Raw genomic sequence first — 13,358 nt, 5'->3', positions numbered from 1 at the left:
GATCTAAAATCTGAATCCGCTCTAGAACCAAAGAAGTAGAGCATGATGTCGTCCGAAAACCGCATGCACTTTTCGGCATCATGCTCGACAGGAGAACGAGCGATGAAGCATATCACCCAGATTCTCGCCGCCGCGGCCATTTCGATGGTTGTGACGGTCCCGGCCTACGCCGAAACGACCCTGACGGTTCACTACCCCATGCCCGGCTTCTTCAAGAACGTGATGGACACGATCTCGAAGAAGTTCATGGAGGAAAACCCGGATATCAAGATCCAGTTCGCTGCTCCCTCGGCCACCTATGAGGAAGGCATTCAGACCATCCTGCGTCAGGCCGGCACCAGCGAAATGCCCGACGTCACCTTCATCGGCCTCAACCGCCTGCGCATGATGGACGAGCGCAACGTCGCCGTCGACCTCGGCCCCCTCGTCAAGAAAGAGGGCAACATGGCCGAGAAAGGCTTCTCGGACACGATCCTGAAGCTCGCTCAGGTCAAGGGCAAGCAGGTCGGCCTCGCTTTTGCGACCTCTAACCCGATCATGTACTACAACGCCGATCTGGTGAAGGCTGCGGGCGGCAACCCGGACAACCCGCCGAAGACCTGGGATGAAGTCATCGCACTTGCCGGCAAGATCAAGGCGCTCGGCAACGGCGTCGACGGCATGGACTTCCGCTGGCAGGGTGACGACTGGATGTTCTCCGCCCTCCTCTTCGGCGCAGGCGGCAAGATGCTGAGCGACGACGAAAGCAAGGTCGCCTTCAACGGTCCTGAGGGACAGAAGGCCGTCGAGATGATCCAGCGCTTCGTCAAGGAAGGCGGCATGCCGGTCTTCACCAAGGCCGCCGGCGAACAGGCCTTCGCTGCCGGCAAGGTCGGCTTCGAATTCCAGACCACCGGTGCTCTCGTCAACACCATCAAGAATGTCGGCACCAAGTTCGACCTGCGTACCGCCAAGATCCCGCTGATCGACCCGGTCAACGGCCGCCTTCCCACAGGCGGCAACGCCGTCGTCATCCTGACCCATGACCCGGTCAAGGAAGAAGCTGCCTGGAAGTTCGCCAAGTTCGCCGCCGGCCCCTATGGCGCCTCCGTCGTCGTTCCCGGCACCGGCTACGTTCCGAACAACGAGCTGGCTGCCAAGTCGGCCGAATATCTCGGCGATTTCTACAAGAAGAATCCGCTGTTCCAGGCCGGCCTCAGCCAGATGCCGATCATGGCACCGTGGTATGCCTTCCCGGGTGCCAACGGCGTCAAGGTCACGCAGACCATCGTCGACAACCTCTCGCGTATCGTCGACGGCTCGGCCGCACCGAAGGAGGCTCTCGACGATGCCGCCTCCGACGTCGAAGGCATGCTGCCGCGCAGCTGATCCGCTCGATCGGACCTGAAATCGGCACCGCTTCCCAAGGAGGCGGCGTTTTCGCGTTTCGACGACAAGTGGGGACGGACTATCTCGTGGTTTCACGCTATCGCGGACGCAAGACTGCTGCGTGTCCTTGCCGGCATTGCTCTAGATGGCGAGATTGCGCACCGTGCCGCCGGGACGCAGCCGGTAGGGAACGATGAGATGGCGTGGCGGTGCTGCATTTTCCGCCATGTCGAGCAGCAGCGAGGCCGCCGCCGCTCCCATGGTGCCATCCGGAATCTCCACTGTTGTCAGTGAAGCCTCCCCGAGAAAGCCGAGGGAGATACCATCGAAGCCCGCGACCGACATATCGTGCGGAATCGAAAGGCCCTGCCGGCGCAACGCACCCATCACACCCATAGCCAGAAGGTCGTTGGAAGCGATGATCGCCGTAGGCCCCAGGCGCGAAATCGCATCCGAAAGATCGAGCTGCTCCAGACTGTTCACAAAGGATATCTCAAGGGCGCCGAGAGGCTCCTGCCCCGCTGCCTCCATCGCCTTGACATAGCCGACATACCGCAGCTTCGCTCGGTCGGACGCGGAAAAGTGACCGGAGATGAATAGGATCCGGCGATGTCCCTTTTGCAGAAGATGTTCCGTCAGATCCCGGCCCGCACCGAAATTATCCGTCGCAACCGCTGCGCCACAGCGCGCCGTCGGCGGATTGCCGAGCAAAACGGTCGGCGGCAGGGCGGATGACAAGGCAAGGCTACGCTCGGCATCGCAGACAGTCAGGATGAGCCCGGTCGGCTGCTGCTGTAGCAACGAGGCGACGGCATCCGCCTCCTGCGCCGGATCGTAATTCGATTGCGCGATCAGAACGCTGTGGCCGGCATGAACTGCCCTGTTCTGAATACTGGAAAGCGATGCGGCAAAGACCGGGTTCGTGATGCTGGGAATGAGCACGCCTATCGCCGGCCGGCCGCTGCCGGCGCGGCTGCCCGCGCGATAGCCGAGCTCCGCCGCCGCCCGGCGCACGCGCCGCACCATTTCGTCGCTGACCGGGCCATTGCGATTGAGCACGCGGCTTGCGGTTGCGACCGAGCAGCCGGCACGAAAAGCGACCTGCTGGAGCGTCGACACGATATCAATCACCTCCGGCTTCGGACTTCAGCCTCGATTGGAATAGCCCCTGAAAATGATGGGGATTTATATCAGAGCAATGACAATTATTTGACGAGGCTCCACTGGGCTGCGGCGTCTCGCCTCTTGAAGTTTGCTGCGGTGCAGCAGATGCTCGCCTGATCGCAGCAGCGAATGAAGCTGTCATCATCAAGTGCCATGATTGCCGCGCTGTGATCCGCAGATCCGCCCTCTCGAAAGGATGCTCTCATGTCAGAAGCAGAAGCACGGACGCCTGCCACCTCCGCCGACAAGATCGAAAGACTGTTCTTCCTCGATATCGAGGATGGACGTATTCTCTCCTCCGCCATCGACGGCACCGATCTCAAGCTCATCGTCCAGCGGGCTGGCCGCAGCCCGGACGGCATTCTCGTCGACAGCGAGAACGGCTGGATCTACTGGACGGAAATGGGCAACGACTACAACGCCCATGACGGCTCGATCGAACGCATGGACCTTGACGGTGGCAACCACGGCACGCTGATCCCGCCGGGCAGTACGCTGGTTACGCCGAAGCAGATCCAGCTCGATCGCGACAACGGCAAGCTCTATTGGTGCGACCGCGAGGGCATGCGCGTCATGCGCGCCAATATCGACGGCAGCGACATCGAAACCCTCGTGCAGAATGGCGATAGCCCGGAAGACAGCGCCGATATCGAGCGCTGGTGCGTCGGCATCGCCCTCGACCTGCCGCTCGGCCAGATCTACTGGACCCAGAAGGGACCGCCGGATGCCGGCCTCGGCCGCATCTTCCGCGCCGGTATCAATATCCCGGCTGGAGAAACCGCAATGAGCCGCAGCGACATTGAAATCCTGCTGGATAAGCTGCCAGAGCCGATCGATCTCGAGCTGGATCTTGCCACCCGCACGATCTACTGGACCGATCGCGGCAATCTCCCGCGCGGAAACACCGTCAACCGCGCCGAGATGGACGATATCTCGGCAACGTCGGAAGTCGTTCTCGAAGGCCTGGACGAAGGCATCGGCCTCTCGCTCGATCTGCCCAACAACCGCATGTTCTTCACCGACATCGGCGGCAATCTCTATTCCGCGAGCCTAGACGGCTCTAGCGAGCGCGAACTGCTGCACCATGCCGGCTCGTTCACGGGGATTGTTTACGCGGAGGTTTGAGGTTTCCAACCGGCTTCAAGTCGTGGAATTGCCCCTAGCCCTCTCCCCGTTCTGACGGGGAGAGGGAACGACCTCTGTACCCTCGTCCAACAGGTAGCTGAATAGAAGGCTGCGGGGGCGGCTATCCCCTTCTCCCCGCGAGCGGGGGAGAAGGTGGCCGACAGGCCGGATGAGGGGCCTTCCAGCGTTCAATATGCCTTGCGCACTCCATCCAGCAGATGCGGCAGCGACTTGACGCCCTCATTGCGAAGCTCCGAAGGCAGCAAGCCTTCCGGCAGATCCTGATAGGAAACCGGACGCAGGAAACGACGGATGGCGAGCGTGCCGACCGAGGTCGTGCGGCTATCCGAAGTTGCCGGGAAAGGCCCGCCATGCACCATGGCGTGGCTGACTTCAACACCGGTCGGCCAGCCATTGGCGAGAATGCGCCCGGCCTTGCGTTCCAGAACCGGCACCAGCTTGGCGGCCGTGGCATAATCATCCGCGTCGATCTGCAAGGTCGCGGTCAGCTGCCCCTCGAGCTTTTCCGCAACCGCGATCATCTGGTCGATGTCCTTGCAGCGGACCAGAAGGCTGGCGGAGCCGAAAACTTCGTGCCCCAAGCGCTCATCCGCCAGGAACTGTTCGACGTCAGTCTCGAAGAAGATGCCTGGGCTGCGATTGACGCCTTCGGCCGGCGCACCATGGGCGACGGTCTTCACCGCCTCATGTTCCGCCAGAGCAGCAACGCCCTTGTCGAAGGCAGCGTGAATGCCCGGCGTCAGCATCGGGGCCGGCGCACGGCCGCTCAGGGCATCGCCGGCTGCCTGGACGAAGCGGTCGAGATCGGGGCTCTCGATGGCAAAGAGCAGACCCGGATTGGTGCAGAACTGGCCGGCGCCAAGTGTGAGCGAGTCGATGAAGCCCGTGCCGATCGCCTCGGCGCGCGCGGCAAGCGCGGCCGGGAAGAGGAAGACCGGGTTGACGCTGCTCATTTCGGCATAGACCGGAATCGGCTCCGGACGAGCCGCCGCGATAGCGCCAAGTGCCATGCCGCCGCCGCGCGAGCCGGTGAAGCCCACTGCCTTGATGCGGGGATCGCGCACCAGTGCAGCACCGGTCTCGTTGGCGCCGGTCAGCAGCGAGAACGTGCCCTCTGGCAGACCACATGCGGCAACGGCAGCGCGGATGGCGCGTCCCACCAGCTCACCCGTGCCCGGATGGGCAAGATGGCCCTTGACGACGACCGGGCAGCCGGCGGCAAGCGCCGACGCCGTATCACCGCCGGCAACCGAGAAGGCGAGCGGGAAATTGCTGGCGCCGAAAACGGCGACAGGACCGAGCGGGATCTGGCGCAGGCGCAGATCGGCGCGCGGCAGCGGTTTGCGCTCCGGCAATGCCGGATCGATACGCAGATCAAGCCACTCGCCGGCGCGGACAACCTGCGCAAACAGCCGAAGCTGGCCGATCGTGCGGGCACGCTCACCTTGCAGGCGTGCGACCGGCAGGCCGGTTTCCTGCGTCGCCCGCTCGATTAGCGCATCGCCAATGTCCATGATGCTGTCGGCAATCGCTTCCAGGAAAGCCGCGCGCTGCTCCGGGCTGGTGGCGCGATAGGTGTCAAATGCCTGGGCGGCCAGTTCACAAGCCCTTGCCACTTCGGTCTCGCTGGCGATCGCAAAGGCAGGTTCCAGATTGGCGCCGGTTGCCGGATTGATGGCACGCGCGGTTCTGTTGTCGCCGGTCGAATCCGCGCCGATCAGCAAATCGCCGTTAATCACAAAAGACTGTGTCATGGATATTCCTTGATGATGTTGAAGCACGGAAAGTGCGCTCGCAAATGCAGATAGCAGGATGGGGCGACAGATGTAAGATGATAAACGTCATCTAATTATCAAGGCCAAAACAACGAGATCGTGATGGCAGCGACCTTTGGGCGCAGCCTCGCGAAAGGCGAAATTGACCAGTTCGTCCGCATATGGCGTTACGGCCTCTTTCGTGCCAAGTTAGAGCCATCCGAAAGACTGAGTGCGGCCAAGTCCCCCATGACCCTTGCGCTTCTTGGTGATCCGATTGTCCAGTTCTGCATCCTGGTCGTCATCGGCACATTCGTCAGCCGCATCATGCTGCGCCATCAGCGTGCTGGGCGTCTGATCGGCCAGCTCATCTTCTTCACCTCGCTGACCGTGCTCCTGCTCTATCACGGCATCATTCCCTATGAGCCGAGCCCGCCGGAAAACTCGGTGACGTTGCGTACCTTCACGGGCGTCGCCAAGATCATCTGGTGGGTCAATGGCGCATGGGTGCTAATTGCCTTCGTGCGCCTGTTCCTGATCTTCGAACGCAAGCCCCGCGAGGGCCGGCTGCTGCAGGACCTGATCGTCGGCATCATCTATCTCGGCGCCATCCTCTCCATCGTCGGCGACGTTTTCAGCGTCCCAATCGGCACGCTGATCGCCACGTCGGGCGTCTTCGCCATCATTCTCGGTCTTGCCCTGCAAAGCACGTTGAGCGATGTCTTCTCCGGTATTGCGCTTAATCTCGGCCGGCCCTATTCGGTTGGTGACTGGATCGTCCTCGACAATGATATCCAGGGCCGTGTGGTCGAGACCAACTGGCGCGCGACGCAGCTGCTAAGTGGCACGAACGATCTCGTCGTCATCCCGAACAGCGTTCTTGCCAAGACGCGGCTCACCAACCTCTCCTCGCCCGACGAGAGCCACGGGATCAATGTCACCGTCCGCATCCAACCGACCACGCAGCCCCGCATCGTTGCGGATCTGATGCAGAACGTCCTGATCAGCTGCAATTCCATCGAGAAGACGCCGGAACCAAGCGTTTCAATCAATTCAATCGATGGACAGGCCATCGAACTGCAGCTCTCCTGCCGCGTGCGCGACATATCGCAGGCGACGGTGGCAAAGAACGAGATCTTCGATCTTCTCTACCGCCACTCGAAAGCTGCGGGCTTGAAACTCGCCGGCCCGCCCGGGACGATCACGCTCCCGGCGGAGCACAAGACGGAACCGTCAGGCGAACAGCAACATGCTCCCAGCACGCCATGGCGTCTGCTCAGCAACATCCCGCTCTTCTCGTCGCTGACCGAAGACGAGAAGGAGCATCTGGCCTCTCACATGCAGCGTCGCACCTACCGCAAGGATGCGATCATTGCCGAACAGGATGCCAAGCTTCGCGCGCTGACGATCGTCCGCTCTGGCGTCGTCAGCATCACCCGGCGCGAAGGACATCGGCAGATCGAACTGACCAGGCTCGCCCCCGGCGATTATTTTGGCGAGAACGGCCTGCTGATGGGAACAGGTGAAGTCGGCACGGTCCGCGCGCTCACTTTTGTCGTCATCTATGAGATCGGCGAAGACTGTCTTTCGCCGCTCCTGCACGACAGGCCGGCCCTTGCGGAAGAGCTTGGCGCCATCATGGCCAAACGCATCGAGGCTGAGCGCCATCTGTTCGCAAACAGCAATATGTTGGTCAACGGCGCTCCCGCCAGCTCACTGACCTCGCGCATCAAGCATCTCTTTCAGCTGCAGCAACACGATTGAAGCAGTTCGCAACAAAGAGCGCATCGATTTCCCATCCGGAATGCGGGAGTGATTCAAAGGCAAAAGCGTGCCATGGGAACCATGGTGGCTTTCACCACCTTTGTGCGACGAGGCGAATGCCTTGGACAATCCATCGTTGACAAAAGTCAACCAGGCCATAATCTGCGCCCAAGCCTTTGAGATCGCCAACAGATTTTCGGAGATCAGAACCATGCTGGCGAACTGCATGAGACGATTGATTATGGCAAGCGTTGCCCTGGGCCTCTCTGCCTATGCAGCTATGGCCGCCCAAACGCTGGATCTTATCGCGCAAAAGAGCGTCATCCGTATCGGCTATATCAATGACGAGGCGCCATTCTCCTTCAAGAGCAAGGAAGGCAATCCAACGGGCTATGCCGTCGATCTCTGCGGCAAGATCGCCGATGCCGTCGGCCACAAGGTTCCCGACCTGAAGCGTGATTATGTCGAGACGACCCTGGCGGATGGTTTCAACGCCGTGAAGGAAGGCCGGATCGACCTTCTATGCGGCGCTTTGACCATCAATCTTGCCAGACGCCAGAGCGTCGACTTCTCGCAGCCGATCTTCCTCACCGGCGCGAGCGCCCTCCTGCGCAAGGATTCGCCCGACTATCTGATGGTGCTTTTCTTCGACAAGCGTCCGACCCTCGCCTCCAGCAAGCAGGCGCCGGCCAAGAGCACGATCGGCGTGCGCTCCGACACCACCACTAGCGCAACGTTACGCGAAGCCCTTGGCTCCGATGTGCCGAAGACGCGCATTGAGGATTTTGCGACACATCAGGACGGTTTGGCCGCGCTTGAGAGCCGCAAGATTGACGCTTATTTCGCCGATCGCGCCCTGCTCTTCGATCTCGCAGCCCATGCCCGCAATCCGTCGACGCTTGCCATCGGCAATCGCCTCTTTACGCACGAACCCTATGGCATCGCGCTCCGGCAGGATGACTCGGCCTTCCGCCTGCTCGTTGATCAGACACTGACCGATCTCTATCAATCGGACGATTTCACGAAGATGCTAACGACTTACTTCGGCAATGAAGGCCCGATCCTGCGCCGCGAAGTCATGATGCAATCCATCCCACAATAGAGTCACGGGCCTAGGCGGGGAAACATGCCGTCGCCTTTGCGACATGGCGAAGAGGCGCCCATTGCAGTGAAATCGCAGCTTCTCGATCGCAGCGACCCGCCGGTCGTCGTGCAAACATCTTGAATATGTCGTAGACAGGCTCTGGTCGGCGTCGCACACATCATAAAATCCGTCTCCAGTATCAATCAGGGTCGCACGCAATGGCAGTATTTCCTCAAAAGGCGAAGGTCGTAATCATCGGGCTTGGCGGCATCGTCGGTGCATCGATCGCCCATCATCTGATCGAGCGCGGCTGGGACGATATTGTCGGTATCGACAAATCCGGCATCCCGACGGATATCGGCTCGACAGCCCATGCCTCCGACTTCTGTTACACTACCAGCCACGATTTTCTCTCCTGCTGGACGACACTCTACTCGATCGATTTCTACGATAAGCTCGGCCACTATGCCCGCGTCGGCGGCCTGGAAGTCGCCCGCGTCGGCGATGATGACCGCATGGCGGAAATCAAGCGCAAGGTTACCTCGGGCAAGGCCTTCGGCACACGCGTGAGCCTGGTCGACGCAGCCGAGATCAAGGAAAAATTCCCGCTGATCGAGGAAAGCATGGTGCAGGGCGGCATGTGGGATCCGGATGCCGGCCTCGTCATTCCCCGTTCGCAGACCGTTGCCGGCAAGCTGATCGATGAAGGCGAGAAGAGTGGCAAGCTCCTCTCCTTCGCCAATACGCCCGCCCAATCCCTGATCGTCAAGGACGGCCGCATCTCCGGCGTCGTTACCCACCGCGGCACCATCGAGGCCGAATATGTCATCGTCTGCGCCGGTCTCTGGGGTCGCCTGATCGCCGAGATGGTCGGCGAGGACCTGCCGGTCATGCCGGTTGACCATCCGCTGACCTTCTTCGGCCCCTATAACGAGTTTGCCAACACCGGCAAGGAAATCGGCTTCCCGCTGATGCGCGACCAGGGCAACTCCGCCTATATGCGCGACACCGGCGACCCGAAGACCGCCGAGGGTGGCCAGATCGAATGGGGTTATTACGAAGAAAAGAACCCGCGCCTCTGCCATCCCCGCGATCTCCTTGAGAAGCACGAAGCCCGCCTCTCGCCCTCGCAGCGCGATCTCGACATGGAGCAGATCATCGAGCCGCTTGAGCGCGCCATGGAACTGACGCCGATCCTCGGCGAACTCGGCTACAATGAAGGCCATTCCTTCAACGGTCTGCTGCAGGTCACGACCGATGGCGGCCCATCGGTCGGCGAAAGCCAGAAGGTGCGCGGTCTCTGGTATTGCGTCGCCATCTGGGTGAAGGATGGCCCCGGCTTCGGCAAACTCGTCGCCGACTGGATGACCGACGGCCGTACGCCGATCGACCACAACAAGATCGATTATTCCCGCTTCTACCCGCATATGCTGGAAGAGAAATTCATCGAAGGCCGCTGCACCGAGGCTGCACAGAAGATCTACAATCCCGCCGTCCATCCGCGCGAACCCTATGCGACCGGCCGCAATGTCCGCCGCTCGCCCTTCTATGAGCGGGAAAAAGAGCTCGGCGGCTACTTCATGGAACTCGGCGGCTGGGAGCGTGCGCACGGTTACGCCGCAAACGAGCACCTGCTGGAAAAATACGGCGATCGCATCCCCGTGCGTGCAAACGAATGGGACAACCGCCATTTCTGGCGCGTCTCCAATGCCGAGCACCTGGCCCTCAGCGAAGATTGCGGCATCATCAACCTCTCGCATTTCGCCATGTACGACATCGAAGGCCCTGACCATGTCGAGCTGCTGGAATGGCTCTGCGCCGCAAAAATCGGCGGCGATGCCAATATCGGCAAGGGCATCTACACCCACTTCCTCGATGATGAGGGCATGGTGCGGGCCGATTTCACCGTGATCCGCATGGCCGATCGCTGCCGCCTCATCGACGGCGCCGATGCCGGCCCGCGCGATTTCCACTACATGCGCCGCGTAGCCGAAGACAAAGGCTTCGAGGTCACCATCACCGACGTCACCGAGCGCTATGTCACAATCGGCATCTGGGGACCGAATGCCCGCGCCAACCTGCAGAAGGTGGTCGAAAATCCGGACAACCTCTCTCACGAGAGCTTCCCCTTCGCCGCGATCAAGCAGATCCGCATCGCCGGCAAAAACGTCACGGCATTCCGCATCTCCTATGTCGGCGAACAGGGCTGGGAACTACACATGGCCTATGATGACGCGCTGGCCGTCTGGGACGCGCTGCGCTCGACCGGCGCAATCGCCGTCGGCGTCGAGACCTATGCCAACAGCCGCCGCATGGAAAAGAGCCTCCGCCTGCAGAATGCCGATCTGCTGACGGAATATAATCTGCTCGAAGCCGATCTCGCCCGCCCGAAGGTCAAAGAGGCCGATTTCCGCGGCAAGGCCAAGCACCTCGAATACCGCGCCCGCGAGCACCAGCCGGCCATGCTCTGCACGCTCGTCGTGACTGACAATATCGACGCAAACGGCGTGGCCCGCTACCCTGTCGGCATTCTGCCGGTCATGGATCCCGAAACCGGCGAAACGCTGGTCGACGAACTCGGCCGCCGCTCCTTTACCACGTCGATCGCCTATGGCCCCACCATCGGCAAGAACATCGCGCTTGCCTACCTCCCCTGGTCCTATGCACAGGAAGGCCGCAAGCTCAATGTGGAGTATTTCGGCGAGACATACCCGGTCGAAGTCGTCGGCGTCGGCTATAAGCCGCTCTACGATGCAGAGAACCTCAAGCCAAGAAGCTGATCCCCTCGGTCGGATTTAGCCAGGGATTAACATCGCCCGTCTGGAACCAGACGGGCGATGTTGTTTTGCGTACGCGCCCCCCCGCTATCTCAGAGGGGAAAAATGCGGGTCGCCTGAACGGCACGCATTCCTTCAGATATTGCTGCTTCCGCTCGAATCCCAGCGTGGCCAATGACCTATTGTCACGGCGCGAAGAAGCCACTCCACCGGTCCATAGTTGAAACGCCGCAGCCACCAACGACTGCTGACAAGCTGGGCACCGAAGAGGATGGCCGCAACCATCAATGTCGCGGTGAAAGAGAGTTCGCCGATCAATCCGAAACCATAGCCGTGGAAGATCAAGGCGCAGACAACGGACTGCATGAGATAGTTCGACAGCGCCATACGTCCGGCACTCGCCAGATAATCACGGCAAATAGCTATTCGGCCGGAGTCCAGCGCCATCAACATGGCGGCAATGATGGCGACGGTCAGGAACGGTGAGGTGAGAACGGAGACGGCTAGGCCTGCCGTCTCCAGCGACGTGCCCGGAGCAAACTGTGTGGCGCAAGCATAGGCGGCGCCACCCGGTAGTCCGACCGCCAATCCCCAGCAGATCGCGCGGCCGAGATATGGCCGGTAGAAATCGCGGTTCTGCAGCAGTTTCTGCTGTCCGAACACGAAGCCGATAAGGAACATGGCCAATGCGCAAGGAGCTTGCAGCAGCAATAGCATCGGCAGGAACGATACTATGTCCTCCCTGTGCTGCCCCATGATGGCAATGGGTGCCCCGCGATAGGCCGCGAGCGCCATCTGCGCATGGTCCACTACCAATGCGCTATCGTCCCGGTCCGGCGCGCTCCATTGAAGAAATGCGAAAGCGAACCAAAGTACTGCGGTCGCCACGACGAAAGCGGCGGCCAGACGAATCTTCGATCCGCTACGAACATCCCTCAAAGCTAGGAGCAGCAGGCCGAGAACGGCATAGGTAGTCAGTATGTCTCCGTGAAACAGAACCAGCGCATGAACCGCGCCGATTAGGAACAATCCCGCCTGCCGGCGCAGCATGCGCGGCAGGAAGGCGACCTCAGCCTTCTGGGCGGATTGCATCTGAAGGGTGACGCTGTAGCCGAACAGAAAGGAGAAGAGCAGGTAGAATTTCAGCTCCAAGACAGCCGAGATCAGGAAGGCCAGTACCGCATCCAGAGACGACCACCCATCCACCGTATGAATGCCGGTACCATAATAGACGGAGGAAAACGCGAGGATATTGACCAGCAAGATCCCGAACAGAGCAAAGCCGCGCAACGCATCGATATTGGCAATGCGATCGCGGTCACGCATCGGGGTCTCCCTCCACAATACGGAGAGCGCTGCGGATGGTGGTCAGCAGCGAGGCGCGCTCTTTGGCAGGATCGAATCCGGCGTCGATCGACGCTCTATAGAGAATCCCGTCGATCACGATCATGAGGAACCGAACGGCATGCTCAAGCGGGATGATCAGGCTGACTTGCCCTCGCATGGCTGCACCGCGTAAGATAGCAGCCAACCCATCCGCGAGCAGCCGGTCGCCGGCCGTGTTGAGCGCCGCGACATCGCCGTCTCGCGTGGCCTCAGCAGCAATCTCCAATATCAACCGCCTCTCGGTCGTGTTTCCGGCCAGGAGCAGGATGACATCGAGACATTCCAAAAGCGCGGTCGACAAATCCTCGCGCTGAAGCAGCTCGCCAATATAGTCGCCTAACTGACGCGTCTGCTCATGGACAACGGCGAGAATGATCGCCTTCTTGCTCGGAAAATAATGGAACAGCTTGCCGGAACTCACGCCGGCCTCGCTGCAAATCGCCTCTGTGCTGGTCTTATGAAACCCGGTACGGGCAAAGCACGTCTTGGCAGCCTCCAGGATGGCCTCCAGTTGCAGGGCATGCTTGTCAGGGTCGAGAGTCCGCATGGATACCTTCTTTAATAAAGCGCGTACTCTGTTTATTATTTGGCAGCAACCTTTCCGTCAAGCACCTCCCCCTCCCCGGTGGTCAACACTCGCGGCATTGCATAATGCAGTCTGTATTTCGGATTGAGCGACAGCCGACTGTGGCGAATGCTTGTAGCGAACCAGCCCTTGCTCTCAAGCATGCTTGCTCCCGCGATGTTGTCTAGGGGGCGCGGCGTACCGTCGCGTTCTCGACTCCAACTGGCGTTTTCCGGGCCTTTGGGATTGCTGAGTTTTGAACCCGCAGCCTTTCCGGCATTCTGGCCTGCAGGACGATGAGCTACGATGGCGAGCGAAGCTGAAGTCTTCGCGCCAGCGATAACTATTGT

The 13,358-nt window shown here is 60.6% G+C and carries 11 protein-coding genes; 5 read left to right on the top strand and 6 right to left on the bottom strand.

Features of this window, described 5'->3' with window-relative positions:
- Nucleotides 1-102 precede the first annotated feature (102 nt).
- Nucleotides 103-1,368, top strand: a complete 1,266-nt coding sequence (locus GGD46_RS32595) for an ABC transporter substrate-binding protein (protein WP_184711366.1) — start codon at nucleotides 103-105, stop codon at nucleotides 1,366-1,368.
- Between the two features lie 141 nt (nucleotides 1,369-1,509).
- On the opposite strand, the gene GGD46_RS32590 is transcribed toward GGD46_RS32595, so the two are convergent.
- Nucleotides 1,510-2,487, bottom strand: coding sequence for a substrate-binding domain-containing protein (locus GGD46_RS32590; RefSeq protein WP_184711402.1), 978 nt, complete (start codon nucleotides 2,485-2,487; stop codon nucleotides 1,510-1,512).
- 249 nt (nucleotides 2,488-2,736) lie between these two features.
- Between GGD46_RS32590 and GGD46_RS32585 the strand changes: the two genes are divergently transcribed.
- Nucleotides 2,737-3,657: a YncE family protein gene (locus GGD46_RS32585; protein WP_184711364.1), complete on the top strand. Its 921-nt coding sequence runs from the start codon at nucleotides 2,737-2,739 to the stop codon at nucleotides 3,655-3,657.
- Between the two features lie 188 nt (nucleotides 3,658-3,845).
- On the opposite strand, the gene GGD46_RS32580 is transcribed toward GGD46_RS32585, so the two are convergent.
- Nucleotides 3,846-5,432, bottom strand: a complete 1,587-nt coding sequence (locus GGD46_RS32580) for an aldehyde dehydrogenase (NADP(+)) (RefSeq protein ID WP_184711362.1) — start codon at nucleotides 5,430-5,432, stop codon at nucleotides 3,846-3,848.
- Between the two features lie 249 nt (nucleotides 5,433-5,681).
- Here GGD46_RS32580 and GGD46_RS32575 point away from each other — a divergent pair, with 249 nt between their 5' ends.
- Complete coding sequence (locus tag GGD46_RS32575) at nucleotides 5,682-7,196, top strand: mechanosensitive ion channel family protein (protein ID WP_184711400.1); 1,515 nt, start codon at nucleotides 5,682-5,684, stop codon at nucleotides 7,194-7,196.
- Here GGD46_RS32575 and GGD46_RS32570 read toward each other — a convergent pair.
- Entirely contained in the window at nucleotides 7,146-7,424 is a 279-nt protein-coding gene (locus GGD46_RS32570) for a hypothetical protein (protein WP_184711404.1), read from the bottom strand. The two genes, GGD46_RS32575 and GGD46_RS32570, sit on opposite strands and share 51 nt — an antisense overlap.
- Here GGD46_RS32570 and GGD46_RS32565 point away from each other — a divergent pair.
- Entirely contained in the window at nucleotides 7,408-8,298 is an 891-nt protein-coding gene (locus tag GGD46_RS32565; RefSeq protein WP_184711360.1) for an amino acid ABC transporter substrate-binding protein, read from the top strand. The genes GGD46_RS32570 and GGD46_RS32565 overlap by 17 nt on opposite strands.
- A 200-nt stretch (nucleotides 8,299-8,498) precedes the next feature.
- The gene (locus GGD46_RS32560) at nucleotides 8,499-11,060 is read left to right on the top strand and encodes an FAD-dependent oxidoreductase (protein ID WP_184711358.1); all 2,562 of its coding nucleotides are present in this window, start codon (nucleotides 8,499-8,501) and stop codon (nucleotides 11,058-11,060) included.
- Nucleotides 11,061-11,192: 132 nt separating this feature from the next.
- On the opposite strand, the gene GGD46_RS32555 is transcribed toward GGD46_RS32560, so the two are convergent.
- The 3 genes from GGD46_RS32555 to GGD46_RS33675 all read right to left on the bottom strand — a co-directional run.
- Nucleotides 11,193-12,383 (bottom strand): DUF418 domain-containing protein, encoded by a 1,191-nt coding sequence (locus GGD46_RS32555; protein ID WP_184711356.1) that lies wholly within the window; start codon nucleotides 12,381-12,383, stop codon nucleotides 11,193-11,195.
- Nucleotides 12,376-12,990, bottom strand: coding sequence for a TetR/AcrR family transcriptional regulator (locus GGD46_RS32550; RefSeq protein ID WP_184711354.1), 615 nt, complete (start codon nucleotides 12,988-12,990; stop codon nucleotides 12,376-12,378). The genes GGD46_RS32555 and GGD46_RS32550 overlap by 8 nt, the downstream gene beginning before the upstream one ends.
- 35 nt (nucleotides 12,991-13,025) lie before the next feature.
- Nucleotides 13,026-13,358 (bottom strand): hypothetical protein (locus GGD46_RS33675; protein WP_210325791.1); only part of this gene is annotated, 333 nt, incomplete at its 5' end.

The sequence above is a fragment of the Martinezella lusitana genome (genome assembly GCF_014207095.1).
GTDB lineage: Bacteria > Pseudomonadota > Alphaproteobacteria > Rhizobiales > Rhizobiaceae > Rhizobium > Rhizobium lusitanum_B.
Note: the sequence above shows the minus strand (reverse complement) of the source record. Positions and strands in the feature narration are given on the sequence as shown.

What these genes read in the sequence shown, in the direction of transcription:
- GGD46_RS32595 (WP_184711366.1), top strand. Translation starts at nt 103, where the DNA reads ATGAAGCATATCACCCAGATTCTCGCCGCCGCGGCCATTTCGATGGTT.
- GGD46_RS32585 (WP_184711364.1), top strand. Translation starts at nt 2,737, where the DNA reads ATGTCAGAAGCAGAAGCACGGACGCCTGCCACCTCCGCCGACAAGATC.
- GGD46_RS32580 (WP_184711362.1), bottom strand. Translation starts at nt 5,432, where the DNA reads ATGACACAGTCTTTTGTGATTAACGGCGATTTGCTGATCGGCGCGGAT.
- GGD46_RS32575 (WP_184711400.1), top strand. Translation starts at nt 5,682, where the DNA reads ATGACCCTTGCGCTTCTTGGTGATCCGATTGTCCAGTTCTGCATCCTG.
- GGD46_RS32565 (WP_184711360.1), top strand. Translation starts at nt 7,408, where the DNA reads ATGCTGGCGAACTGCATGAGACGATTGATTATGGCAAGCGTTGCCCTG.
- GGD46_RS32570 (WP_184711404.1), bottom strand. Translation starts at nt 7,424, where the DNA reads ATGCAGTTCGCCAGCATGGTTCTGATCTCCGAAAATCTGTTGGCGATC.
- GGD46_RS32560 (WP_184711358.1), top strand. Translation starts at nt 8,499, where the DNA reads ATGGCAGTATTTCCTCAAAAGGCGAAGGTCGTAATCATCGGGCTTGGC.
- GGD46_RS32555 (WP_184711356.1), bottom strand. Translation starts at nt 12,383, where the DNA reads ATGCGTGACCGCGATCGCATTGCCAATATCGATGCGTTGCGCGGCTTT.
- GGD46_RS32550 (WP_184711354.1), bottom strand. Translation starts at nt 12,990, where the DNA reads ATGCGGACTCTCGACCCTGACAAGCATGCCCTGCAACTGGAGGCCATC.